Annotated in this window: 25 protein-coding genes and 1 riboswitch; of the genes, 19 read left to right on the forward strand and 6 right to left on the reverse strand. The window is 62.0% G+C overall.

What is annotated here, in order from left to right:
• Positions 1-11 precede the first annotated feature (11 nt).
• Complete coding sequence (locus CAF73_RS17785; protein WP_085703375.1) at positions 12-596, reverse strand: hypothetical protein; 585 nt, start codon at positions 594-596, stop codon at positions 12-14.
• 166 nt (positions 597-762) lie between these two features.
• Positions 763-989: riboswitch (cobalamin riboswitch) on the forward strand.
• Between the two features lie 80 nt (positions 990-1,069).
• Between CAF73_RS17785 and cobO the strand changes: the two genes are divergently transcribed.
• The 14 genes from cobO (at position 1,070) to CAF73_RS17850 (ending at position 12,523) form a co-directional block, all read left to right on the forward strand.
• On the forward strand, positions 1,070-1,681 hold the full coding sequence (gene cobO / locus CAF73_RS17790) for a cob(I)yrinic acid a,c-diamide adenosyltransferase (RefSeq protein WP_085699332.1): 612 nt from the start codon (positions 1,070-1,072) through the stop codon (positions 1,679-1,681).
• Complete coding sequence (locus CAF73_RS17795) at positions 1,678-3,078, forward strand: cobyrinate a,c-diamide synthase (RefSeq protein ID WP_085699330.1); 1,401 nt, start codon at positions 1,678-1,680, stop codon at positions 3,076-3,078. The genes cobO and CAF73_RS17795 overlap by 4 nt, the downstream gene beginning before the upstream one ends.
• Positions 3,075-3,725, forward strand: coding sequence for a 5,6-dimethylbenzimidazole synthase (gene bluB, locus CAF73_RS17800; protein WP_085699328.1), 651 nt, complete (start codon positions 3,075-3,077; stop codon positions 3,723-3,725). The genes CAF73_RS17795 and bluB overlap by 4 nt, the downstream gene beginning before the upstream one ends.
• Positions 3,722-4,630 carry an adenosylcobinamide-phosphate synthase CbiB gene (cbiB, locus tag CAF73_RS17805; protein ID WP_085703376.1) on the forward strand — a complete coding sequence of 303 codons (909 nt, stop codon included), beginning with the start codon at positions 3,722-3,724 and terminating at the stop codon, positions 4,628-4,630. Before bluB ends, cbiB begins: the two co-directional genes overlap by 4 nt.
• Positions 4,623-5,630, forward strand: a complete 1,008-nt coding sequence (gene cobD, locus CAF73_RS17810) for a threonine-phosphate decarboxylase CobD (protein WP_085699324.1) — start codon at positions 4,623-4,625, stop codon at positions 5,628-5,630. Before cbiB ends, cobD begins: the two co-directional genes overlap by 8 nt.
• Positions 5,627-7,078, forward strand: a complete 1,452-nt coding sequence (locus tag CAF73_RS17815; protein ID WP_085703377.1) for a cobyric acid synthase — start codon at positions 5,627-5,629, stop codon at positions 7,076-7,078. The genes cobD and CAF73_RS17815 overlap by 4 nt, the downstream gene beginning before the upstream one ends.
• Before the next feature lie 120 nt (positions 7,079-7,198).
• Positions 7,199-7,720: a bifunctional adenosylcobinamide kinase/adenosylcobinamide-phosphate guanylyltransferase gene (cobU, locus tag CAF73_RS17820; protein ID WP_085699320.1), complete on the forward strand. Its 522-nt coding sequence runs from the start codon at positions 7,199-7,201 to the stop codon at positions 7,718-7,720.
• Positions 7,717-8,772, forward strand: a complete 1,056-nt coding sequence (gene cobT / locus CAF73_RS17825) for a nicotinate-nucleotide--dimethylbenzimidazole phosphoribosyltransferase (protein ID WP_085703378.1) — start codon at positions 7,717-7,719, stop codon at positions 8,770-8,772. Before cobU ends, cobT begins: the two co-directional genes overlap by 4 nt.
• Positions 8,769-9,344, forward strand: coding sequence for an alpha-ribazole phosphatase family protein (cobC, locus tag CAF73_RS17830; protein ID WP_085703379.1), 576 nt, complete (start codon positions 8,769-8,771; stop codon positions 9,342-9,344). Before cobT ends, cobC begins: the two co-directional genes overlap by 4 nt.
• Position 9,345: 1 nt before the next feature.
• A complete protein-coding gene (locus CAF73_RS17835; RefSeq protein WP_085703380.1) occupies positions 9,346-10,077 on the forward strand; it encodes an adenosylcobinamide-GDP ribazoletransferase in 732 nt (243 codons plus the stop codon).
• A gap of 43 nt (positions 10,078-10,120) precedes the next feature.
• Positions 10,121-10,525 (forward strand): MarR family winged helix-turn-helix transcriptional regulator, encoded by a 405-nt coding sequence (locus tag CAF73_RS17840; RefSeq protein ID WP_007950413.1) that lies wholly within the window; start codon positions 10,121-10,123, stop codon positions 10,523-10,525.
• 54 nt (positions 10,526-10,579) lie between these two features.
• Positions 10,580-11,788: an MFS transporter gene (locus tag CAF73_RS17845; protein ID WP_085703381.1), complete on the forward strand. Its 1,209-nt coding sequence runs from the start codon at positions 10,580-10,582 to the stop codon at positions 11,786-11,788.
• Entirely contained in the window at positions 11,785-11,907 is a 123-nt protein-coding gene (locus CAF73_RS30495) for a hypothetical protein (protein ID WP_256574712.1), read from the forward strand. The genes CAF73_RS17845 and CAF73_RS30495 overlap by 4 nt, the downstream gene beginning before the upstream one ends.
• Positions 11,908-11,962: 55 nt before the next feature.
• Positions 11,963-12,523 carry a glutathione peroxidase gene (locus CAF73_RS17850; RefSeq protein WP_085699310.1) on the forward strand — a complete coding sequence of 187 codons (561 nt, stop codon included), beginning with the start codon at positions 11,963-11,965 and terminating at the stop codon, positions 12,521-12,523.
• A 97-nt stretch (positions 12,524-12,620) separates the two neighbouring features.
• On the opposite strand, the gene CAF73_RS17855 is transcribed toward CAF73_RS17850, so the two are convergent.
• The 3 genes from CAF73_RS17855 to CAF73_RS17865 all read right to left on the reverse strand — a co-directional run bounded on the left by CAF73_RS17855 (position 12,621) and on the right by CAF73_RS17865 (position 15,022).
• Entirely contained in the window at positions 12,621-13,892 is a 1,272-nt protein-coding gene (locus tag CAF73_RS17855; RefSeq protein ID WP_085703382.1) for an OmpP1/FadL family transporter, read from the reverse strand.
• A gap of 146 nt (positions 13,893-14,038) precedes the next feature.
• Complete coding sequence (locus CAF73_RS17860; protein WP_085699307.1) at positions 14,039-14,521, reverse strand: hypothetical protein; 483 nt, start codon at positions 14,519-14,521, stop codon at positions 14,039-14,041.
• A gap of 276 nt (positions 14,522-14,797) precedes the next feature.
• Positions 14,798-15,022, reverse strand: coding sequence for a hypothetical protein (locus tag CAF73_RS17865; protein WP_007950419.1), 225 nt, complete (start codon positions 15,020-15,022; stop codon positions 14,798-14,800).
• A gap of 953 nt (positions 15,023-15,975) precedes the next feature.
• Here CAF73_RS17865 and CAF73_RS17875 point away from each other — a divergent pair.
• Together CAF73_RS17875 and rmuC are read left to right on the forward strand one after the other, a co-directional pair.
• Positions 15,976-16,299 carry a hypothetical protein gene (locus tag CAF73_RS17875; RefSeq protein WP_081493545.1) on the forward strand — a complete coding sequence of 108 codons (324 nt, stop codon included), beginning with the start codon at positions 15,976-15,978 and terminating at the stop codon, positions 16,297-16,299.
• 175 nt (positions 16,300-16,474) lie between these two features.
• Positions 16,475-17,839 carry a DNA recombination protein RmuC gene (gene rmuC, locus CAF73_RS17880; RefSeq protein WP_176247747.1) on the forward strand — a complete coding sequence of 455 codons (1,365 nt, stop codon included), beginning with the start codon at positions 16,475-16,477 and terminating at the stop codon, positions 17,837-17,839.
• Positions 17,840-17,848: 9 nt separating this feature from the next.
• On the opposite strand, the gene CAF73_RS17885 is transcribed toward rmuC, so the two are convergent.
• Positions 17,849-21,319, reverse strand: a complete 3,471-nt coding sequence (locus tag CAF73_RS17885) for a hybrid sensor histidine kinase/response regulator (protein ID WP_085703384.1) — start codon at positions 21,317-21,319, stop codon at positions 17,849-17,851.
• Positions 21,320-21,453: 134 nt separating this feature from the next.
• Positions 21,454-21,996: a TetR/AcrR family transcriptional regulator gene (locus CAF73_RS17890; RefSeq protein ID WP_085699301.1), complete on the reverse strand. Its 543-nt coding sequence runs from the start codon at positions 21,994-21,996 to the stop codon at positions 21,454-21,456.
• Positions 21,997-22,087: 91 nt separating this feature from the next.
• Here CAF73_RS17890 and CAF73_RS17895 point away from each other — a divergent pair, with 91 nt between their 5' ends.
• From CAF73_RS17895 to CAF73_RS17905, 3 genes are all read left to right on the forward strand, one after another.
• Positions 22,088-23,275: an MFS transporter gene (locus CAF73_RS17895; protein WP_085703385.1), complete on the forward strand. Its 1,188-nt coding sequence runs from the start codon at positions 22,088-22,090 to the stop codon at positions 23,273-23,275.
• A gap of 53 nt (positions 23,276-23,328) precedes the next feature.
• Positions 23,329-23,640 carry a cupin domain-containing protein gene (locus CAF73_RS17900; RefSeq protein WP_085699297.1) on the forward strand — a complete coding sequence of 104 codons (312 nt, stop codon included), beginning with the start codon at positions 23,329-23,331 and terminating at the stop codon, positions 23,638-23,640.
• A gap of 105 nt (positions 23,641-23,745) precedes the next feature.
• Positions 23,746-24,897, forward strand: a complete 1,152-nt coding sequence (locus tag CAF73_RS17905; RefSeq protein WP_085703386.1) for a TDT family transporter — start codon at positions 23,746-23,748, stop codon at positions 24,895-24,897.
• Positions 24,898-24,913 lie beyond the last annotated feature (16 nt).

The following is a 24,913-nucleotide window of genomic DNA, read 5'->3' on the forward strand; positions in this document are numbered from 1 at the left end:
TGGTTCAACCCTTAGCCGCGGGCTTCCTTGAAAAGCACGGCAATGCCGGGGTGATAGTTGCCGGCTTCGCTGCGCAATTTGCGGTAGGCGTAGGGAAAGTACCAGGCGACGGCGCAGGTGTGTTCCTTTTGCAGGTCGTCGACCATGTCCTGCAACTCTTCCGGGCTGGCGCTGTGCTGGGCTTTTTGCGGGGCGACGAACAGGCAGCCGAGTTTCAGGTCGCTGGCGTAGCTGATGCACCTGGCGTCGCTGGTGATATCCACCAAAGCCTGCGTCAGATTCAGGTTGGTGACGCGCGGCCAGCGTTGGGTGGCCTGGATGAAGGCGCGATCTTCGGCGCCAGCAATGAACAGGTCGGCGCGGGCATTGCGCTCGCCTTCTTCGTTTTGTTTGCGGGTGGCGGTGTCGCTCAAGGTCACCAATTCGGCCATCCAGGCAGCGGCGGACAGCAGGCCGAGGTTGGCTTTTTCGTCGTGCCAATAAGGAGTGTCATTGTCGCCGCGCACGGCGTTGTAGCGGTCGATACAGTCAAACCAGCGTTCCAGCACCGGGCGCAGGAATTCCAGCCGCGGATTGCTGATGATCATGCCTTGCATGGTGCTCTCCCTTGTTATTGTGATGTGCTCTCTGCAGTCAAAAAGCATGGCTCTTTGATATCACTGCTGACAGTGTGGCACAAGATTGGCGTCAGTTAATTGATCAGCGGCAGTTATTCGCCGCACGAGACCCTCTTCAATTGACGCTCCACCCCCAACCCTCTAACCTTCGCGGCTTGTTTCAGGTGCTCTGTGGCGCATGTCGACAGAGTGAAACAGGGAAGCCGGTGAGGCGGGTCTCCAAGTGATGAACCCTCACGATCCCGGCGCTGCCCCCGCAACGGTAAATGAGTAAAAGCTGCGTCTGATGCCACTGCGTAAAAGCGGGAAGGCGCGCAGCCAGGCGCAAGCCGCTCATGAGCCCGGAGACCGGCCTGATCCATCCAGCGGCATCACGGTGGGCGATGCCAGGCTTGTTGCCGTCTATTCTTGTGCCTGCCCGCCGTTATCCAGCCTCAACGGAGAGCTCCCCCATGACTGATTCCCCCGAACGCGACGAGCGCCACCTGGCGCGCATGCAGCGCAAAAAAGCCGTGATCGACGAGCGCATCGCCAATTCGCCGGACGAATGCGGCCTGGTGCTGGTGCTGACCGGCAATGGCAAAGGCAAAAGCAGCTCGGCGTTCGGCATGCTCGCCCGCGCCATGGGCCACGGCATGCAGTGTGGTGTGGTGCAGTTCATCAAGGGCCGCAACAGTACTGGCGAAGAGCTTTTCTTTCGTCGTTTCCCCGAGCAAGTGCGCTTCCATGTAATGGGCGAGGGCTTCACCTGGGAAACCCAGGACCGTCAGCGTGACATCGCCGCCGCCGAAGCGGCCTGGGCAGTCTCCCGCGAGCTGCTGCGTGATCCGTCGATCGGTCTGGTGGTGCTCGATGAACTGAACATCGCCCTCAAGCACGGTTACCTCGATCTGGATCAGGTGCTCAGCGATCTGCAGGCCCGTCCGCCGATGCAGCATGTGATCGTCACCGGTCGCGCCGCCAAACCGGAAATGCTCGAGATGGGCGACACTGTCACCGAAATGGGCATGATCAAGCACGCCTTCCAGGCCGGCATCAAAGCGCAGAAAGGCGTCGAACTTTGAATCAACCACGTCACTGCCCGGCGGTCCTGATCGCCGCGCCGGCTTCCGGTCAGGGCAAGACCACCGTCACCGCCGCGCTGGCCCGTTTGCATCGCAATCAGGGGCGCAAGGTTCGCGTGTTCAAATGCGGCCCGGACTTTCTCGACCCGATGATCCTCGAGCGCGCCAGCGGTGCGCCGGTCTATCAACTGGACATGTGGATGGTCGGCGAGCAGGAAAGTCGACGCCTGTTGTGGGAAGCCGCCGCCGAAGCCGATCTGATTCTGATTGAGGGCGTGATGGGCTTGTTCGACGGCACGCCGTCGAGCGCCGATCTGGCCCGGCATTTCGGCGTGCCGGTACTCGGCGTGATCGACGGCACCGCGATGGCCCAGACCTTCGGCGCATTGGCCCTGGGGCTGGCGCGCTATCAGCCGGACTTGCCGTTCGCCGGCGTGCTGGCCAACCGTGTCGGCACCGTGCGTCATGCGCAGTTGCTCGAAGGCAGCCTCACCGAAGGCCTGCGCTGGTACGGCGCGTTGTCCCGGGAAACCGGGATCGAACTGCCGAGCCGCCATCTCGGTCTGGTGCAGGCCAGCGAACTCAATGACCTGGACGTGCGCCTCGACGCTGCCGCCGAAGCGCTGGCCGGCACTTGCGAGGTAGCGCTGCCACCGGCCGTGGAATTCGCCGCGCCTGAAATCGGCAAGACTGAAAGGCTGCTCGAAGGCGTGCGAATCGCTGTCGCCCGCGACGAAGCTTTCGCCTTTACCTACGGCGCCAGTCTCGACTTGCTTCGGGCGATGGGCGCCGAATTGAGTTTCTTCTCGCCGATCCGCGACAGGCAATTACCCGACGCCGACAGCTTGTACCTGCCCGGCGGCTATCCGGAATTGCACCACGTTGCCTTGTCGCAGAACGCCGACATGCTCAAAGCGATCCGCGCGCACCATGCGGCCGGCAAACCGCTGCTCGCCGAATGTGGCGGCATGCTGTACCTGCTCGACTCGCTGACTGATGTCGAAGGCACCCGCGCTGATCTGGTCGGCCTGTTGAGTGGCGACGCCGTGATGCAAAAGCGCCTCGCCGCGCTGGCGCTGCAAGAAGTCGACTTGCCGGAAGGCCAGTTGCGCGGCCACACCTATCACCATTCCCTGACCACCACCGAACTGACGCCAATCGCCCGTGGCCACAGCCCCAATGGCGGGCGCGGCGCCGAAGCGGTGTACAGGCAAGGGCGGATGACCGCCTCGTACGTGCATTTCTATTTCCCGTCCAATCCTGCAGCTATCGCAATATTATTTGCGCCGGACCATAAGGCTCCCATCGCTGGCAAGCCAGCTCCCACAGTGGGCGGTGTGATGTCTGAAGAAACGCAATCCGTTGTGGGAGCTGGCTTGCCAGCGATGGGGCCATGACCGACAACGCCTTCACTGACGCCGAGCGCCAAGCGGTCTACCGCGCCATCGCCGAACGCCGCGACATGCGCCACTTCAGCGGTGGCACGGTCGAGCCGGAACTGTTGCGCCGATTGCTTGAGGCGGCACATCAGGCACCGAGCGTCGGCCTGATGCAGCCGTGGCGCTTCATCCGCATCAGCGACCGCGCCTTGCGTGGCCAGATCCAGAACCTTGTTGAAGAAGAACGCGTGCGCACCGCCGAAGCCCTCGGCGAGCGCAGCGACGAGTTCATGAAGCTCAAGGTCGAAGGCATCAGCGACTGCGCCGAAGTGCTGGTGGCTGCGTTGATGGACGATCGCGAACGACACATTTTTGGCCGCCGTACGCTGCCGGAAATGGACATGGCGTCGCTGTCCTGCGCGATCCAGAACCTGTGGCTGGCCGCACGTGCCGAAGGCCTGGGCATGGGCTGGGTGTCGCTGTTCGAGCCGCAGGCACTGGCCGATCTGCTGAAACTGCCGGCCGGGGCCAAGCCGCTGGCGGTGCTTTGCCTGGGGCCGGTCAAGGAATTCTATCCGGCGCCGATGCTGGTACTCGAAGGTTGGGCGCAGGAGCGTCCGCTCAATGAGTTGCTGTATGAAAATTTCTGGGGAGTGAGTCAATGAGTGTGGCGTTGTTGAGTGTCGCCGCAGTTGCGCTGGATGCGCTGCTGGGTGAGCCGAAGCGCTGGCATCCGCTGGTGGCGTTCGGCAATTTCGCCGGGCGCATCGAGCAACGTTTCAACAGCGCCGGTCGTGGTTGGCGCAGCCATGGCGTCACCGCGTGGGTGATCGCGGTGTTGCCGCTGACCCTGCTGGCCACCGCGTTGTCCTGGGCGCCGTATGTGGGCTGGATCGTCGAGATTCTTGCGCTGTATTGCGCCCTCGGCATGCGCAGCCTGGGTGAGCACGTCGAGCCGGTCGCCAAGGCCCTGCGCAGCGATGATCTGGAGGAGGCGCGCAAGCGTGTGGGTTATCTGGTCAGTCGACAGACCGATGAGCTGGACAGCACCGCCGTCGCCCGAGCCGCCACCGAATCGGTACTGGAAAACGGTAGCGATGCGGTGTTCGCCGCGCTGTTCTGGTTTGTCGTGGCCGGTGCGCCGGGCGTGGTGCTTTATCGTCTGAGCAATACGCTTGATGCGATGTGGGGCTATCGCAACGAGCGCTTCGAGCGATTCGGCTGGGCGGCGGCAAAAATCGACGACATCCTCAACTACATTCCTGCGCGGCTGGTGGCGTTGACCTACGCGCTGCTGGGCAATACCCGACTCGCGTTGAAATGCTGGCGCACTCAGGCGCCGAAATGGGACAGCCCGAACGCCGGCCCGGTGATGGCTGCCGGCGCAGGTGCCTTGGGCGTCGAACTGGGTGGCCCGGCGATCTACCACGGCGAGCTGCACGAGCGTCCGCAACTGGGCGAGGGCGCGCCGGCGGATGCCGATTCCATTGATCGCGGCTGGCAATTGGTCCGGCGCGGGGTATGGTTATGGCTGCTGATTCTCTGCGTGGGGGCTGAATTCTATGCTTGAGCACGGTGGCCGGTTGCGCAGGGCGGCGCTCGAATACGGTATCGCGGAAGAAGACTGGCTCGACCTGTCCACAGGCCTGGCGCCGTGGCCGTTTCCGGTCCCGGAGATTCCGCTGCGAGCCTGGGCACGTTTGCCGGAGAACGATGACGGTCTGGAGCAGGCTGCCTGCGATTACTATGGGGCCAACAGTTTGCTACCGGTGGCCGGTTCACAGATGGCCATTCAGTTGTTGCCGCGATTGCGCCGGGCCGGCAAGGTCGGCGTGCTGTCGCCATGTTATGCCGAGCATGCCGAAGCCTGGCGGCGCAGTGGCTACATCGTGCGTGAGGTGCTGGAGCAGGAAGTCGATTTCTTTCTCGACAGTCTCGACGTCCTGGTAGTCGTCAATCCGAACAATCCGACAGGCCTGAATCTGACCCCGGCGCGTTTGCTCGACTGGCATGCGCGGCTGGCCCAGCGCGGTGGCTGGCTGGTGGTCGACGAAGCGTTCATGGACAACACACCGCAGTTGAGTCTCGCCCCCCATGCGCATCAAGTGGGGTTGATCGTGCTGCGCTCGTTCGGCAAGTTTTTTGGTCTGGCCGGTGTGCGGCTGGGGTTCGTGCTGGCCGAGCGCAAGTTGCTCCGGTTGCTGGCCGAACAGGTCGGGCCCTGGGCAGTCAGCGGGCCGACTCGTGTGCTGGGGCAGGCCTGTCTGCGCGACACCGAAGGCCACACGCGTCAGCGGATTCGCAGCGACGAGGCCAGCGAGCGGCTGGCTGCGCTGCTCGAACGTTATGGCTTCAAACCGCAAGGCGGCTGCGCGCTGTTTCAGTGGTTGATCACCGAACAGGCCGCCGCGCTGCATGAATTCATGGCTCGACGCGGCATTCTTCTGCGCCTGTTCGCGCACAACAGCAGCCTGCGATTCGGGTTGCCCGCCGATGCCGCGGACGAGGCGCGCCTTGAGCAAGCCCTGCAAGCATTCGCCAAGCATTGTTCCAAGGAAAAAACCGCATGACCACATTGATGGTGCAGGGCACCACCTCCGATGCCGGTAAAAGCACGCTGGTGACGGCACTGTGCCGCTGGGCGACCCGTCAGGGCGTTGCCGTGGTGCCGTTCAAACCGCAGAACATGGCGCTCAACAGCGCGGTGACTGCCGACGGCGGCGAGATCGGCCGCGCGCAAGCGGTGCAGGCCCAGGCGGCGTTTCTCGAACCGCACACCGACATGAACCCGGTGCTGCTCAAGCCCAACAGCGACACTGGTGCCCAGGTCATCATCCACGGCCGTGCGGTCACCAGCATGAACGCCGTCGCCTATCACGACTACAAAGCCATCGCCATGCAGGCCGTGCTCGCTTCCCATGAGCGCTTGAGCACCGCGTATCCGCTGGTGATGGTCGAAGGCGCAGGCTCGCCGGCAGAGATCAATCTGCGCGCCGGCGACATCGCCAACATGGGCTTCGCCGAAGCGGTGGACTGCCCGGTGCTGTTGATCGCCGACATTAATCGTGGCGGCGTGTTTGCCCATCTGGTGGGCACGCTGGAACTGCTGTCGCCGAGCGAGCAGGCGCGAGTCAAGGGCTTCATCATCAACCGTTTTCGCGGCGACATCGCCTTGCTGCAACCGGGCCTCGACTGGCTGGAGCAGCGCACCGGAAAACCGGTGGTGGGCGTACTGCCGTATGTGATGGATCTGCATCTGGAGGCCGAGGACGGCATTGATCAGCGTCAGACTGACAAGGTCGAGCAAGTCCTGAAAGTGGTGGTGCCGGTGCTGCCGCGCATCAGCAACCACACCGATTTCGATCCGCTGCGTCTGCATCCTCAGGTGGATCTGCAATTCATCGGCCCGGGGCAGGCGATTCCGCCGGCCGACCTGATCATTCTGCCGGGCTCGAAAAGCGTACGCAGCGATTTGGCCTATCTGCGCGCCAATGGCTGGGAGACCGCCATCAGCCGGCATCTGCGCTATGGCGGCAAGTTGCTGGGGATTTGCGGCGGTCTGCAAATGCTCGGCGAGCAGGTGCACGATCCGTTGGGCCTGGAAGGCGCGCCGGGTTCCAGCGCCGGTCTGGGGTTGCTGGCGTTTGAAACGCAGCTCGAAGCCGAAAAACAGTTGCGCAATGTGCGCGGGCGTCTGGCGCTGGAAGATGCCGAGGTCAGTGGCTATGAAATTCATGCGGGCGTGACGACGGGAGCGGCGCTGGAAAATGCGTCTGTGCGTCTGGACGACGGTCGCTGCGACGGCGCGCAAAGTCTCGACGGGCAGATTTTCGGCACTTACCTGCACGGCCTGTTCGAATCGCCGGCGGCCAGTGCGGCCCTGTTGCGCTGGGCCGGACTGAACGATGTGCAGGAGGTGGATTATCACGGCCTGCGCGAACGCGATATCGAGCGGCTGGCGGATCTGGTGGAAAAACATCTGGACACTGATTTGTTGCGTCAACTCTGTGGAATGTGATTTGCCCATGCCGGCCCCTTCGCGAGCGAGCTCGCTCCCACATTGAAATGCGTTCCATTGTGGGAGCGAGCTTGCTCGCGAAGACGGTAGCTGTAGCACTGATATTTATAGGATTTATCCATGCTCCAACTGATCCTCGGCGGCGCCCGCTCCGGCAAAAGTCGCCTGGCCGAAAAACTCGCCACTGAGAGCGCGCTGGCCGTCACTTACATCGCCACCAGCCAGCCGCTGGATGGCGAGATGAATGAACGCGTCGCCCATCATCGCGCGCGGCGTCCAGCCGAGTGGGCGTTGATCGAAGAGCCGCTGGAGCTGGCTCGGGTGCTGCGCGAAACCGCCAGCCCCGACCGTTGCCTGCTGGTGGATTGCCTGACCCTGTGGCTGACCAATCTGCTGATGCTCGAAGACGTCGAACGCCTCGCCGCCGAACGCGAAGCGCTGCTTGAATGCCTGGCGTCGCTGCCGGGTGAAATCATTTTTGTCAGCAACGAGACCGGAATGGGTGTCGTGCCGCTGGGCGAATTGACTCGCCGCTACGTCGATGAAGCCGGTTGGCTGCATCAAGCTCTGGCCGAGCGTTGTCAGCGAGTCGTCCTGACGGTCGCCGGCCTGCCCCTGACTTTGAAAGGACCTGCGTTATGACCCAAGCCTGGTGGCTGAATCCGTGCAAACCGGTGGATGTGCAAGCCGTTGAAAGCGCGGCGGCGCGTCAGCAGCAATTGACCAAACCCGCCGGTTCCCTCGGGCAGCTCGAATCGGTGGCGGTGCAACTGGCCGGATTGCAGGGCCGGATCAAGCCGAACCTCGATCAGGTCTGGATCACGATTTTTGCCGGCGACCACGGCGTTGTCGCCGAAGGCGTTTCTGCGTTTCCGCAGGAAGTCACCGGGCAGATGCTGCTGAACTTCGTCAGCGGCGGCGCGGCGATCAGCGTGCTGGCGCGGCAACTCGGCGCGCAGCTGGAAGTGGTGGATCTGGGCACCGTGACCCCGTCGTTGAACCTGCCAGGTGTGCGTCACCTGAACATCGGTCCGGGCACGGCGAATTTCGCCAAGGGCGCAGCGATGACTCGGGCCCAGGGCGAACTCGCCTTGCAGGGCGGCCGCGACAGCGTGCTGCGCGCGAAGGCGGCGGGCGCGCAATTGTTCATCGGCGGTGAAATGGGCATTGGCAACACTACCGCCGCCAGTGCGCTGGCTTGTGCTTTGCTGGATTGCCCGGTGGCGCACCTGACCGGCCCCGGCACCGGGCTGAATGCCGAAGGCGTCAGCCATAAGGCGCAGGTGATCGAGCGGGCGCTGGCGCTGCATGCGGCACGGCGCGGTGATGCGTTGCAGACCCTGTTCAATCTCGGCGGCTTCGAGATTGCAGCGTTGGTTGGCGCGTATCTGGCGTGTGCTCAGGAAGGTGTGGCGGTGCTGGTGGACGGTTTCATCTGCACGGTCGCCGCGTTGGTGGCGGTACGCCTGAATCCGGCCTGCCGTGAATGGTTGCTGTTCGGTCATCGTGGTGCGGAGCCGGGCCATCGCCATGTGCTGGAAACCCTTGGCGCTGAACCGCTGCTCGAACTGGCTCTGCGTCTGGGGGAGGGCAGTGGTGCGGCGCTGGCGGTGCCGTTGTTGCGCCTGGCCTGCGACCTGCACGGCCAGATGGCGACCTTCGCCGAAGCGGCGGTGGCGGATCGCCCGGCATGACTTTGCGTCTGGACCTCCTGCGCCACGGTGAAACCGAGCTCGGCGGCGGCCTGCGCGGCAGTCTTGACGATGCGCTGACCGAAAAAGGCTGGGCGCAAATGCGCGAAGCGGTGATCGGAAAAGGGCCGTGGGATCGGCTGGTCAGCTCGCCGTTGCAGCGTTGCGCGCGATTCGCTGAGGAATTGAGCGCGCAGCGGGATCTGCCGGTATCTCTGGACAAAAATCTGCAGGAGCTGCATTTCGGTGCCTGGGAAGGGCAGAGTGCGGCGGCGTTGATGGAAACCGATGCCGAGGCGCTGGGTCTGTTCTGGGCGGATCCCTACGGGTTTACCCCGCCGCAGGGTGAGCCGGTCAGCGATTTCTCTGCGCGGGTGCTGGCGGCGGTGATGCGACTGCACGCGGCACACGCCGGCGAGCGGGTGTTGCTGGTCAGTCATGGCGGCGTCATCCGTCTGCTGCTGGCGCGGGCCCGTGGTTTGCCCCGTGAACAACTGCTCAATGTCGAAGTCGCTCATGGCGCACTGTTTTCGCTGATCGTCTCGGCTGATGGTTCGCTCAAGGAGGTGTGCTGACATGCTGCCTCTGTGGATCGCCCTGCAATTTCTCAGCAGCCTGCCGATTCGTCTGCCGGGCATGCCGACCCCTGAACAGCTCGGCCGCTCGCTACTGTTTTATCCGCTGGTGGGGTTGTTGTTCGGTGTGATTCTCTGGGCGCTCAACCTTGCGCTGGCGGGCGCGCCGTTGCTGCTGCACGCGGCGCTGTTGCTGACGGTGTGGGTGCTGCTCAGCGGCGCGTTGCACCTTGATGGCCTGGCGGACAGCGCCGATGCGTGGCTCGGTGGTTTCGGTGATCGCGAGCGCACGCTGACGATCATGAAGGATCCGCGCAGCGGGCCGATCGCCGTAGTGACGCTGGTGCTGGTGTTGCTGCTCAAGTTCGCCGCGTTGCTGGCCTTGATCGAGCAGAAGCAGGGTATGACGTTGATCTTCGTCCCGATGATCGGGCGTGCGGTGCTGCTCGGGCTGTTCCTCACCACTGCCTATGTGCGGGCCGGTGGATTGGGGCAGGCGCTGGCCGATCATCTGCCGCGCAAGACGGGTTGGCAGGTGCTGGCGCTGAGTGCAGCGGCATGTGTGGTGATCGCCGGGCTTAACGCGGTCGTGGCGTTGTTGCTGGCGGTCGTCGTGTTCATCTGGCTAAGGCATCTGATGGTGCGGCGACTGGGCGGAACCACGGGCGATACGGCGGGTGCGTTGCTGGAATTATTGGAGATGTCGGTGCTGGTCGGGCTGGCTTTGTTTTGATCTGTAACTTGATTTAACAGACTTGCGGGTATATACACGCATCATGCTTCCTTCTCAGTGTTTGTGCACCAACCTGCGACGCGCCGCCCGTGGCGTCAGCAGGCATTACGACGGCGCTCTCGACGGCTTCGGGATCAACGTTGCCCAGTATTCTTTGCTGTGCAATCTGCAGCGCCTGGATCAACCGAGTATTTCCGAACTGGCCGAAGCGATGGGGCTGGATCGCAGCACCCTCGGGCGCAATCTGCGGGTGCTGGAAGGCGAAGGGCTGGTGGCGCTGGCCGAGGGCGAAGACATGCGCAACCGCATCGTCCGGCTCACCGAAACCGGTGCGCAACGACTGGCAGCGGCTTTGCCGGCCTGGGAAGCGGCGCAGCAGCGGTTGATCGACCGACTGGGTGCCGAGAAGCGTGAAACCTTGCTGCGGCTGTTGGATGAACTGGCCTGAGGGCCGGTTTTTTCCGAATCTAAGCGGGTATATACCCGCGACTGGAGAATAACAATGAGTTCGATGTGGCGTACGTGCGGTTGGGTGTTGCTGGGGAGTGCGATGATTCTGGCGTTGTCATTGGGCGTGCGGCACGGTTTCGGGCTGTTTCTGTCGCCGATGAGCGCGCAGTTCGGCTGGGGCCGTGAAGTGTTCGCGTTCGCCATCGCCTTGCAGAACCTGATCTGGGGTCTGGCGCAGCCGTTTACCGGCGCACTGGCCGACCGCTTCGGCGCGGCAAAAGTGGTATTGATCGGTGGTGTGCTGTACGCCTTGGGCCTGGTGTTCATGGGCCTGTCGGAAACCGCGCTGGGCCTGTCTCTGAGTGCCGGTCTGCTGATCGGCATCGGGCTCTCCGGCACCTCGTTCTCGGTGATCCTCGGCGTGGTCGGCCGTGCTGTGCCGCCGGAAAAACGCAGCATGGGCATGGGCATCGCCAGTGCTGCCGGTTCTTTCGGCCAGTTCGCCATGCTGCCCGGCACCCTCGGGCTGATCGGCTGGCTCGGCTGGTCGGCGGCATTGCTGGTGCTGGGCCTGCTGGTGGCGCTGATCGTGCCGCTGGTGAGCATGCTCAAGGACAAACCGCTGCCGGTGCTGGGCCATGAACAAACCCTGTCCGAAGCCCTGCGTGAGGCTTGCTCGCATTCCGGTTTCTGGCTGCTGGCGTTCGGCTTTTTCGTCTGCGGGTTTCAGGTGGTGTTCATCGGCGTCCACCTGCCGGCGTATCTGGTCGATCAGCATCTGCCTGCAAGTGTCGGCACCACGGTGCTGGCGTTGATCGGTCTGTTCAATATCTTCGGCACTTACACCGCCGGTTGGCTCGGCGGGCGCATGTCCAAGCCGCGTCTGCTGACCGGACTTTATCTGTTGCGCGCCGTGGTGATCGTGCTGTTCCTGTGGCTGCCGGTGACGACGACCTCGGCCTATCTGTTCGGCATGGCCATGGGCTTCCTGTGGCTGTCGACGGTGCCGTTGACCAACGGTACGGTGGCGACCTTGTTTGGTGTGCGGAATCTGTCCATGCTCGGCGGTATCGTGTTCCTGTTCCATCAATTGGGTTCGTTCCTTGGCGGCTGGCTGGGCGGGGTGGTGTACGACCGGACCGGGAGTTATGACTTGATCTGGCAAGTGGCGATTCTCTTGAGCCTGCTGGCGGCGGCGCTGAACTGGCCGGTGCGCGAGCGCCCGGTCGAGCGCCTGCAAACGCGTGCGAGCGCTGCATGAACCGTTATTGGCCGCAGATCGTCATCACCGCACTCGGTGCCGCGTTGCTGGCGCTGGTGTGGTGGGGCTGGCATCGGGGCGGGCTGGCGCTGATGCAGTTGGGCATGGGTGCTTGCTAGACCGGCGGGAGGGCGAGTAACGTCGAGGTCTGACGATTGCTCAAGGATGCCCGACATGCTCAAGCGCTGGTGTGCTGTTCCCGCTTTGCTGATGGCGTTGACCGGACTGGCCCAGGCCGCGGATTGTCCGGATCTGTTGCAAGGTTCGTTGCCCAAGTTGCGGGCCAAGGAATCCATCGACCTGTGTCAGCGTTACGCCGACAAACCGCTGGTGGTGATCAACACGGCCAGCTTCTGTGGTTTCGCGCCGCAGTTCGAGGGGCTCGAAGCGCTCAATCAGCGCTACAAGGCCCAGGGCCTGGAAATGCTCGGCGTGCCTTCCAATGACTTCAAGCAGGAATCCAAGGACAGCGCCGAGACCGCCAAGGTCTGTTACGCCAACTACGGCGTGACGTTCACCATGACCGAGCCACAGAAGGTGCGGGGCGACGATGCCACCCACCTGTTCCAGGTGCTGGCCAGACAGAGCAGCGCGCCGAAGTGGAATTTCTACAAATACGTCATCGACCGTCAGGGCAAGGTCATTGCCAACTTCTCCAGCCTGACCAAGCCGGATGATCCGGAATTTCTGGCAGCCATTGAAAAAGCCATTGCCTCCAAGCCGCTGAAACCCTGATCGACGCCCACTAAAAAGCCCCGCCTCTGTGAAGAGAGCGGGGCTTTTTAGTGGGCGAGGCCTCAAACGCTAAAGAGATCAGCTTCGCCGTACAGCATCAGAAGCGGTAGGTTGCGCCGACACCGAAGCCGTTTGCCGAGTTTTCGTACTGCGAGTTGTAGCTCTGGCCACGATCGTTTTCGTTGCGGATGTTGACCTTCTCTTCCTTCAGGTACGAGTAGGCAACGTCGATGGTCAGGTCTTCGGTCGGGCTCCAGCCGGCACCGATGCTGAAGATGGTCCGGTCGCCGGTCGGGATGCGTGGCGAACGGTCGACGTTGTTGGTCGGGGCCTGGTCGAACGTCAGACCGGTACGCAGTACCCATTCCTTGTTCAGCTGGTAGGACGTACCGATGGCGTAAGCCCAGGTGTCATGCCAGTTCTGCTCTTCGGTGATCTCGCCGAACTGGCCAGCCAGCAGAGGCTGTACACCGGAGTTCTTGACGGTGATCTTTTCCAGCTGGCTCCAGCGGGTCCAGGTGGTACCGGCGTAGACGTTCCAGCGGTCGTTGATCGCCTGCGTGACCGAGAAGTCCACGGATTCAGGCGTGGTGATCTTCAGCGAAGCGTCGTATTTCTGGTTCGCACCCAGGCCGACCGCGCCCAGCACACCGTAGTTGACCTTGGTGTTGCCTTCGAGCTTGTAGTCGACTTTCGAGTGGTAGGTCAGACCCAGGCGAGTGGTGTCGGTAGCCTGTACCAGAACGCCGATGTTGTAGCCCAGTGCGGTGTCGTCACCCTTGATCTTGACCTTGCCGTCCGGCGCAGCCTGAGTGATCGACAGGTTGGATTCCAGCGAGCCGTCGATGCGGTTGATGGTCGGACCGAAACCGATCGACACCACGTCGTTGAATTTGTAGCTGACAGTCGGCTGGAAGGTAATGACCTTGACTTCGGACTTGCTGCCGAAGTAGCGGCCGGCAAAGCCGTTTTCATAGTCGGTGATCAGGCCGAAGGGTACGTACACACCCAGGCCGAATGCCCAATGCTCGTCGATCGGCTTGACGTAGTAGCCCATAGGTACGGAGGTGAAGGGCACCATGTCGCCTTTGTTGCTGCCGCCGTTCGGGCTGGAGCTGGCGTCATTGATATCGGTTTTTGCGTCGAGGAATGCAACACCGCCAGTGACTTGTTCGCGCGTGATGCGCGACATGCCGGCAGGGTTGCCATAAACAGTGCTTGCGTCGTCGGCAGAAGAAGATCGCCCGGCGTACCCAGTCCCCATCCCGCTGATGCTGTGTTCGTTGATGGCAAAGCCAGCTGCGAAGATCTGGGTGGATGCCACGGTTACGGCAAGGCTAAGGGTGGTTTTGAGCATGACTTTTTTCATTATTAGAACTCCTGGTGATCACCGGGGCGAAAATTACCAACATTTTCGTCCTAGCGCTATAGGCCGTATGCCTTGAGTTAGAGCGGTTTTGTAGGACAATCCGACCAGATTCGCTACTCGTTGGACGATGTTGCGAAACCGGCGGATCAGCAAGCGACCTGATTCAGCGGTGAAACACAGGTTTGCCAGGCGCAGGTGAAATCGCGCAGACGACCTTGAGGCTGGAAGGTCTGACGCCAGATGCGCGCCATGCCCAGCAGATCATCCGACTCGGGGAGGACGGGGTTTTGTTCTTCGACCAGCAGCCAGGCAATGGCCGTGGCGTAACGCAGGTTGACGGTCAGTTCGAGGTGCGGGCCGCTGAGGAAGGCATGCTGGCTTGCGAGGCCACGAACCAGGCTGGCGCGTTCGGGATCCAGTGCCAGGTAATGATCCCAGAGCGCCTGGTGACGGTGTTCGGCAATCCGGTAAAGGCCGTGGCCACGGCGGTCATGCAGGGCCGAACCGAGGGCGGACTGGCTGGCGGCGATGCCCAGCAACAGGGATTCGGCGGTGGCGCAGTGACGTCCCAGATAAATCAGCGTGGGACGGATCACATGGCGGCACAGTTCGCTGGCAGCGATACCCATAAAACCCTCGGATCTTGTTATTGGGCGGCGAGACCTGAAGGGGAGCTTGGCAGCTGTGGATCGAATCAGGCCCGCCGGAAGCGGATCACGCCGCTTGAGTTGAAGTGTAGTGTCATATTCGCGACGTAAAGGCCTGTTTTTAAAATATTTCCGGCGGGGCGTTATAACCGTTATATCAGTTGGTGCTTAAGCGGAAAGTCGCAAAAGCGAAACATCGGGCAATAAAAAGCCCCGCGTTTTAAGCGGGGCTTTTGCTTTTGCAGCCATTTCGGCCTCTCAGGCGATCAATGCCTGACGGGTGCGATCAATTACGGCCTGCAGCGGTTCGGCGCTGGAGTATTGATCGGGATACAGACGCTCGCTGTGGCGGGCGATCCCGTGTTCATTGACCACGGTGAAGCTGAAGCAGCCTTTGCGAGCGGCCATGATCAGGCAGTTCATTGGAGCAAAAGCGTTGGTTAGGGTGCGAATGGCATCCTGAGTCTGGATTTGAGTCGACATAGTTATTAGGTGTTCCTACAAATGACACGGATAAGAACCGTGCAACGTTAAAACGTTCCAGTAACGTCAACCACCATTGGTCGAACGAAGAACCCGACTGGAACAAGGCAGCCAGTTCGAGCGCTATAAAAGTGGGCGCGCTTGGGCTGGCAGGTAGGTACTTAGGAGGACAGGCAACACATCGAGGGCAGAGGTTCTGGGCCCGGGGTGAAGATCCTGATCAATTTGCAGGTTGGTTCGGTCAGAGTAAGGGGTCTTCGCAACACCCTTTGCATTCGATTCAAAGGCTGTGTTGTCGGAAGATTTACCTGGAAACCATCGAGGGGTCGATCCCGCTTTTGTCGGTGGAGGCTTCTGTGAAAGAAGGCTGACCGTGGGGTGTGTTCGACCGGAATTGACTTTCAGCTTGGTACTAACGCCGCGGATACTAACGGAACGATCCCCGAAAGGCAAACCCGCTGATCAAAAATAAATCAGGAGACATTGCCAGGCCCGTAACCTGCCCCGATCTGGCTCACTCAATGACCGTCGGTCGCCACGACGTGACCGGCGCTGAAGCTCGGCGCAGGGGCTTGTCCCCAGCCTGAATGCCAAAACGACCCGAAAAGGCGCATCGATATAACCGCGTAACAGTTACTTGTGCACATTAGTTGCGCAGACGGTAACGGCGCTGTCATAACGATCCTGACCCCGATGGCTGCCTGCATCGAAAGTTTAAGTCAATGAAAAACATCGCTTTTTTTAACTGGTGAAAAAATCGTCAGTTTGACTGCGAGCCCCGTTCCACAAGGCTTTGCGGCGACTGGAAGGCGGTTGTCCACTGAGTTATCCACAGCTTCTGTGGATTGTCCCGAGCGCTTGCTCTAGCACGGGCGTGCCGGGTTTTTTTCGACTTTACCTGTGCGAAAAAAAGAGTAGAGTGGCGCGCCTTCCGATCTGTCCCACAGTGCTTTATGAAGTTTCGTTCAGCTCCAGAATCTGTTACCTCCCAACCCCCTCGTGTTACCGCTCCCAAGCGATTTTCCGTACGCGTGGCCGAATGGCTGCTGGACAGCCCGCGTTTGGGCGACAGCCAGAATGCCAAGCACCTCGCCGGCCGCCTGCTCAAGCAACCGGCCCGGGAAGGGGTGGTCGCGGCGCAAAGTCGTCTCGGCCAGTTGATGTGCCGCGAGTGCGGCAATGCCCGGGATCGCCGCATCGGCCAGGACCTGCTGCGTCAGGCCGCCCGCGCGGGTGACCGACGTGCGCAACAGGAACTCGGCCTGATCGAAGACTGAGCTGTCCAAGACCTGGCGCCTTGGTTAACCTTCAGGCTTTATCGGATTGGCGAGAATCACTATGGCGATTGACTTGACCAGCATCCTGCTGGGACTGGCAGGCGCGGCGGTGCCGCTGCTGGCACTGGCGTGGCAACTGCAACGTCGGGCCAGTCAGAGCCGGTCTGAAGTCGCGTTGCTCGAGGAGCGGCTGGCCATGGCGCAGATGGCCCAGGACGGTCTCACTGCTCAATTAGAAGCCTGCCGCGATGAAGTCGCCGACCTCGGCCAGGCCAACGCCTCCAGACAAGCGGATCTCGCGGCCGTGCGCCGGGAAGTCGAGCTGTTGCAGATCGAGCGCGATGACGCCCGTGACGCCGCCCATGCCTGGAACATTGAACGCGCCAACAAGGAAGCCGAATTGCGGCGCCTGGACGCCCAGGCGGCTTCGCTGAATGCCGAATTGCGCGAGCAACAGGAAAGCCATCAACAACGCCTGGATGACCTGCAAGGTTCCCGCGACGAGCTGCGCGCCCAGTTCGCCGAACTGGCCGGCAAGATCTTCGATGAGCGCGAGCAACGCTTCGCCGAAACCAGCCAGCAACGCCTCGGTCAATTGCTCGACCCGTTGAAGGAACGCATCCAGTCGTTTGAAAAACGCGTCGAGGAAAGCTATCAGGCCGAAGCCCGCGAGCGTTTCTCGCTGGCCAAGGAGCTGGAGCGCTTGCAGCAACTGAACCTGCGTCTGAGCGACGAAGCGACCAATCTGACCCGCGCCCTGAAGGGCCAGAAAACCCAGGGCAACTGGGGCGAGCTGATTCTTGAGCGCGTGCTTGAGCATGCCGGGCTGGAGAAGGGCCGCGAGTACCAGACTCAGGTCAATCTCAAGGGGCCGGACGGCGAGCGTTTCCAGCCGGACGTGATCATTTACCTGCCGGGCGACAAGCAGGTGGTGGTCGACTCCAAGGTCAGCCTCACCGCCTATCAGCAATACGTCGCCGCCGACGACGATGCCCTCGGCCAGATCGCCATGAAGCAGCACGTGCTGTCCTTGCGCAGCCACGTGAAAGGCCTGGCCGGCAAGGATTACAAACGTCTGGAAGGCTTGCACAGCCTCGATTTCGTCTTGCTGTTCGTGCCCATCGAAGCGGCGTTTTCCGCCGCGTTGCAAGCCGAACCGGCGCTGTTCCAGGAAGCTTTCGATCGCAACATCGTGATTGTCAGCCCGACCACATTGCTGGCGACGCTGCGGGTCATCGACAGTCTGTGGAAGCAAGAGCGCCAGAGCCAGAACGCCCGGGAAATCGCCGAGCGCGCCGGTTGGCTGTATGACAAGTTCGTGTTGTTCATTCAGGATCTGGACGAAGTCGGCAATCGCTTGCAGCAACTGGACAAAGCCTACAGCGCGGCGCGCAACAAGCTGACGGAAGGACGGGGCAACCTGGTCAGCCGCAGCGAACAGCTCAAGTTGCTCGGTGCGCGGGCCAGCAAGAGCCTGCCGGCCGATTTGCTGGAACGCGCAATGACCGATGCCGACGGGTTGGTCGAACTGCCTGAATAAGCTGCTCTTCTAGAGCGGCAAATAGCGACTCAACAACGCCCGCAACGCCGCCGGTTTCACCGGTTTGGCCAGATAATCCAGCCCCGCTGCATGAACCTGCGCCACGGTTTCCGGATGCCCGTCGGCGCTGATCACCACTCCCGGCACTGGCTCGCCCAGTCTTGTGCGCAACCAGGCCATCAGATCAGTGCCGGTTTCGCCGTGATCCAGGTGATAGTCCACCAGCGCCAATTGTGGCCGCACGCCGTCGTCGAGCAGTGCCGCGCATTCTTCGCGGTTGCGCGCGGTCCAGACCTGACAGCCCCAGCGTGTGAGCAGGCTGTTCATGCCGATCAGAATGCTGTCTTCGTTGTCGATGCACAGCACCTGCGCGCCGCTGTGCAGTTTGCCATTGATTTCCACCGCCGCTGGCGGCTGCACGGTCTGCGCTTTGGCCAACGGCACGCGGACACTGAACACGCTGCCACGCCCCGGCCATGAACGTACGCGCAATGTATGACCGAGCACTCGGCACAGGCCGTCGGCGATCGCCAGGCCCAGACCCAGACCTTTTTCGGCGCGGGTCTGGTGGCTGTCGAGGCGTTTGAATTCCTCGAAGATCACTTGCTGTTTGTCCTCCGGAATCCCCGGCCCGCGATCCCACACTTCCAGACAGATTTCGCCTTGTCGCCGACGCACGCCCAGCAGCACCGGGCCTTTTGCGTAGCGGAACGCATTGGTGAGGAAGTTCTGCAGAATGCGCCGCAGCAACTTGATGTCACTGTCGATGCGCAACTGACTGCCTCGTACCCGGAAACTCAGGCCCTGTTCCTGGGCCAGTGCCTTGAACTCCGCGCCGAGGGTATCGAACAGCTCATTGATCGCGAACGGCTTGCGATCCGGGTTGATCTTGCCGTTTTCCAGGCGCGAGATGTCCAGCAGGTCGCTGATCAGGTCTTCGGCCGAACGCAGCGAACTGTCCAGATGCTGCACCAGTTTCTGCGCCTCGCCGCTCAAGCCGTCGTTCTGATGGGAGAGGGCGGCGGAGAACAGCCGCGCGGCGTTCAACGGCTGCATCAGGTCGTGACTGACGGCGGCGAGGAAGCGGGTCTTGGACTGGTTGGCCGCCTCGGCATTGCCTTTGGCCTCGGTCAGCGCGACGTTGAGTTGCGACAGTTCTTGCGTCCGTTCGCTGACCCGTTGCTCCAGGCCTTCGTTGGCCTCGGTCAGCGCCTGCTCGGCTTCGCGGAACGCGGTGATGTCGGTGAAGCTCATGACGAAACCGCCGCCGGGCATCGGGTTGCCGATCAGCTCGATCACCCGGCCGTTGGGGAACAGTCGCTCGGAGGTGTGGGCACGGCCCTGACGCATCCAGTGCAGGCGCCGGGCAACGTGAACTTCCGCTTCGCCGGGGCCGCACAAACCGCGTTCGGCGTTGTGGCGAATGATGTCGGCAATCGGGCGGCCAACGCTGATCAAGCCGTCCGGATAGTTGAACAGCTCCAGATAGCGACGGTTCCAGGCCACCAGTTTCAGCGACTGGTCGACCACGCTGATGCCCTGGGTAATGTTCTCGATGGCGCCTTGCAACAGTGCGCGGTTGAACTGCAGCACTTCCGACGCTTCGTCGGCGATCCGGACCACGTCCTCCAGCTGCATTTCCCGACCTTCGATGGCGGCTTTTACTACAGCACGCGTCGAAGAGGCACCGAGGACACCTGCCAGCAAGCGCTCGGTGTGGGCGATCCATTCGCCGTCGGCATTCTGATTCGGGTTGAAGCCTTTGCCCTGGCGGTAGGCGAAGCGGATGAAACTCTGCCGCGCGCGTTCTTCACCGACAAAACGCGCGGCCAGTTGCAGCAAGTCGTCGATCTGCACCGCCAGCATCGAGCGTGCGCTCGGCCGGGCGCTGATTTCCTGGCCGATAAAACGTCCGGCCTGCCAGTGCTCCGAGACCCGTGTACGGGACAGCACCGAGACCCAGGCGAACAACGTGAAGTTGCCCGCCAGCGACAGCACCACACCTTGGGTCAGCGGGGTGATCGGCAGGTTCAGCGGGTTGCCGTGCAGCCAGGCGAGGCCGGGAAAACTGTCCAGCGACCAGCCGAGGCTGCGGGCAGCGATCGGCAGGATCAGGGTGTAGAACCACAGGAACGTGCCGGCGGCCAGGCCGGCGAACACGCCGCGACGGTTGGCCTGTTTCCAGTACAGCGCGCCGAGCATCGCCGGGGCCAGTTGGGTCACAGCGGCGAAGGCAATCTGGCCGATGGTCGCCAGGCTCGCGGTCGAGCCGAGCAAACGGTAGCTGACGTAGGCCAGCAACAAAATCACCACAATGCTGACCCGGCGCACCGAGAGCATCCACTGGCGGAACACTTCGAACGGGCGCTCGGCATTGTTGCGGCGCAGCAGCCACGGCAACAGCATGTCGTTGGAGACCATGGTCGACAGCGCCACACTCGCCACGATCACCATGCCGGTGGCCGCCGATGCACCGCCGATAAACGCCAGCATCGCCAGCGCCGGGTGGGCCTGGGCCAACGGTAGGCTGATCACGAAAGAGTCGGGGATGACCGAGCTGGGCAGCATCATCTGACCGGCCAGGGCGATCGGGACTACAAACAGCGCTGCCAGGGCGAGGTAGGTCGGGAACACCCATTTGGCCAGGCGCAGATCCTGCGGGTCGATGTTCTCGACCACTGTCACGTGGAACTGCCGGGGCAGGCAGATGATTGCCATCATCGCCACGCCGGTCTGCACCACCATCGATGGCCAGTTGATGGTTTCCTTCCAGTATTCCTCGAGGCGCGGTGCGAGCATTGCCTGATTGAACAAATCGTCGAAGCCGTCATACAGCCCATAGGTGACGAAGGCGCCGACGGCGAGGAAGGCAAACAGCTTGACCAGCGACTCAAAGGCAATCGCCAGCACCATGCCGCGGTGGTGCTCGGTGGCATCGAGGTTGCGCGTACCGAAAACAATGGTGAACAGGGCCAGCACCAGCGACACGATCAGGGCCGTGTCCTGGGCGCGGGTGCCCATGGCGTCGGCACCGGCACCGATCAGCAGGTTCACGCCGAGGACGATGCCTTTGAGTTGCAAGGCGATATAGGGCAGAACGCCGACCAGACAGATCAACGCGACCACCACCGCCAGCGATTGGGATTTACCGTAGCGGGCGGCGATGAAGTCGGCGATGGAGGTAATGTTCTCCTGTTTGCTGATCATCACCATTTTCTGCAGCACCCACGGCGCGCCCAGCAATAGCAGGATCGGCCCGAGGTAGATCGGCAGGAACGACCACAGTTGTTCGGCGGCCTGACCGACCGCGCCGAAAAACGTCCAGCTGGTGCAGTAGACGGCCAGCGACAGGCTGTACACCCAGGCACGCACCCGTGGCGGCAGCGGTGTGCTGCGACGGTCGCCGTAGAAGGCGATGGCGAACATGATGGCCATATAGGCCAGGGCGACGGCGGCGATCAGCCCGGTGGACAACGACATGGAACACTCCCGACAGAAAACGACCGGACTTGCGCCCGGTCAGACAGTCTCGCACGGGCGCGACAGTTAGTCAGTGTCGACCAAGGTCGTGGCGCGGCGGGGTGTCGCAGTCACGGAACCGGGCGGTTCTGTGGTCAATCCGGTTTGAGCGCGAGGTCGATCAAACGGTGCAGTTCATCGACTTCCAGCGGCGCCGCCGAAAACAGAATGCGGAACACCACCGGGGACACCACCAGATTGATCAGCCGATCCACGCTCGGCGCCGTTTCCTCTGGGTGGCGCTCGATGATGGTCTGCAATTGCGCACCGATGATCGTCACGCAATACCCCGGCGTCGCGCTTGCCTGCACATCGCGCATCATGTTGCGCCCGGGTTCAGAACTCATTTCGTCGAGATATTGTTCGGCCCATGCGCGGATATCGCTGCGCAGGCTGCCGGTTTCTGCCGGCTCGCTGTCGGGGCGCATGCGGGCGAGGGCGACGTCCGCGAGCAAGGCCGCCAGATCTCCCCAGCGTCGATAAATCGTCGACGGCGTCACGCCTGCACGCGCCGCGATTTGCGGGACGGTCACCGTTGAGCGCTCCTGTTCTTGCAGAAGCGCGCGGACTGCCGAGTGAATCGACTCTTGCACCCGGGCACTGCGACCGCCGGGGCGTAAACCTTCTTTAATAGCCATGCGCCAGACCTTAACACAAAGAATTTGCTTTAAGCGCAAGCCGAGAGCACACTCCGCAAAAGCAAAAAATTAGCTTTTGCGGAGTGTGCCCATGACCAGCCTTGCTTCCAACCGATCCAGCCTGTGGTTTCTGGCGATCACCTTACTGAGTTTTCTCGCCGCTTCCACTGCGCCGACGCCGTTGTATCACCTGTATCAGGATCGGCTGCATTTTTCGGCAGCGGTGCTGACCCTGATTTTCGGCGTCTACGCGCTGAGTCTGCTGGCCGCGTTGCTGACAGTCGGGTCGCTGTCGGATCACCTGGGACGCAAACCAGTGATCTTCACCGCCGTGACGCTCAATTCGCTGGCGATGCTGCTGTTTATCTACGCCGACAGCGTGGGCTGGCTGATCGGCGCGCGAGTGCTGCAAGGCTTCGCCACCGGCATGGCCACCGCGGTGTTGAGCGCGACGCTGCTGGACACCGACCGTCAGCAGGGCCCGCTGATTAACAGTGTCGCTCCGTTGCTGGGCATGGCGTTGGGCGGCATGGGCTGCGGCTTGTTGGCCGAGTTCGCTCCGGCGCCGTTGCAGTTGACCTATTGGTTGCTGCTCGCGCTGTTTGTGTTGCAGGGGATTTATGTCTGGCGCTTGCCGGAAAGCGTCTCGCCGCAAGCCGGGGCATGGGCCTCGTTGCGGCCAACCCTGCATGTGCCGGTTCAGGCACGTTCGACGCTGTGGCGAGTCTTGCCGCTGAACACCGCGACTTGGGCGCTTGGTGGTTTCTATGCCTCGCTGGCCCCATCGCTGGTGCGCACGGCCACTGGCTCCACCTCCAACCTGATCGGCGGCGCGACTGTGGCGGCACTGACCGTCACCGGTGCGTTGATGATTTTCACGTTGCGCAATCGTCCTGCTTCCCGGGCGCTGCAACTCGGCGCGAGCCTGCTGCCAGCCGGGCTCGTGTTGGTTCTGCTGGGCGTGCACAGCGCCAGTCTGTCGCTGTTCTTCTTCGGTACGCTGGTGGCCGGTTGTGGGTTTGGCTCCGGTTTTCTGGGAGCGGTGCGCAGTCTGGTGCCGCTGGCATTGCCGCATGAGCGCGCCGGGTTGATGTCGGCATTCTATGTGCTGAGTTACCTGGCGTTCTGCCTGCCGGCTTTGCTGGCCGGGCACTTCACCCATAGCGTGGGCCTGCTGGCCACCACCGATGTGTATGGCGCGGTATTGATCGTGCTGGCGGTCGGAGCGCTGCTGATGAGTTTTCGGGCGCAAGCGGCGAAGACCTGCAGCGCGCCATAAGCCTGCGGATTCGGTTAGCCTTGGCCAGCCATAACTTTTTCACGGATCGACGCATGAAGATTATTCGCAGCAAGACCTTTACCGCCGAGCGCGCCTGGGGCGCGCTCGACATCGCCAACATGAATGGCATCACCACGCGTCTGCACTGGACCGATCAGCCCTACAAATGGCACGTCAATGACGGCGAAGAAGTGTTCGTGGTGCTCGACGGTCAGGTGCTCATGCACTATCGCGAAGAAGGCGAGGAGAAGCAGGCATTGCTGGAGGTTGGCGACATCTTCTATGCGTCCATCGGCACTGAACATGTCGCTCATCCTCAGGGCGCGGCGCGAATTCTTGTCATTGAAACCGAAGGCAGTGTCTGACTGCATATCTACTAAATAGATAACAGTTAGAGATATTACCCGTTATATAGATATTCGATTCGGTTCTACCATGAGCTCAACCTCACCTGAGGACAGGAGTTCATGATGATTTGCCCCAACAGCGCCAAACCCGGCATCAAGCCATTCAGCCAGCTTCAGCACCCGCGCGAAGTGATCCGCCAATTCACCCCGAACTGGTTCGCCGCCACCATGGGCACCGGCGTGCTGGCGTTGGCGCTGGCGCAATTGCCGGTGTCCGTTCCCGGATTGCACGCCGTGGCCGAAGGGCTGTGGCTGTTCAACATTCTGTTGTTCGTGCTGTTTACTGCTGCCTACGCCGCCCGCTGGATTCTGTTCTTTGACGAAGCGCAGCGGATCTTCGGCCACTCCACGGTTTCGATGTTCTTCGGCACCATTCCCATGGGCCTGGCGACGATCATCAACGGCTTTCTGCTGTTCGGTCTGCCACGCTGGGGAGAAGGAGTCATTCAACTGGCCGAAGTGTTGTGGTGGCTGGACGTGGCGATGTCGCTGGCCTGCGGCGTGCTGATCCCTTACATGATGTTCACCCGTCAGGCGCACAGCATCGATCAGATGACTGCCGTCTGGTTGCTGCCGGTGGTGGCGGCGGAAGTGGCGGCAGCCAGTGGCGGACTGCTCGCGCCGCACTTGGCCGACGCGCACTCGCAACTGGTAGTGCTGACGACCAGCTACGTGCTCTGGGCGTTTTCTCTGCCGGTGGCGTTCAGCATCCTGACCATCCTGTTGCTGCGTATGGCCTTGCACAAATTGCCCCACGAAAACATGGCGGCTTCGAGCTGGCTGGCGCTGGGGCCGATCGGCACCGGGGCGCTGGGCATGTTGCTGCTGGGCGGCGATGCGCCAGCGATCTTCGCGGCCAACGGTCTGCCAGGCATCGGCGAAATCGCCTCGGGCCTGGGCCTGATAGCGGGGATCACGCTCTGGGGGTTTGGTCTCTGGTGGATGTTGATGGCGCTGCTGATCACCGTGCGTTACCTGCGTGATGGCATCCCGTTCAATCTCGGCTGGTGGGGCTTTACCTTCCCGTTGGGCGTGTATTCGCTGGCGACTCTGAAGCTGGGCAGCACGTTGCACCTGACGTTCTTCAGCGTGGCCGGTTGTGTACTGGTGACGTTGCTGGCGGCGATGTGGCTGATTGTAGGTAAACGCACGCTGCAAGGCGCATGGCGCGGCGAGCTGTTTGTTTCTCCGTGCATTGCAGGTTTGAAGAAATAACCTGAAAAGTTTAGGT

It is taken from the genome of Pseudomonas sp. B15(2017), assembly GCF_002113215.1.
In the GTDB taxonomy this organism is placed as follows: Bacteria; Pseudomonadota; Gammaproteobacteria; order Pseudomonadales; family Pseudomonadaceae; genus Aquipseudomonas.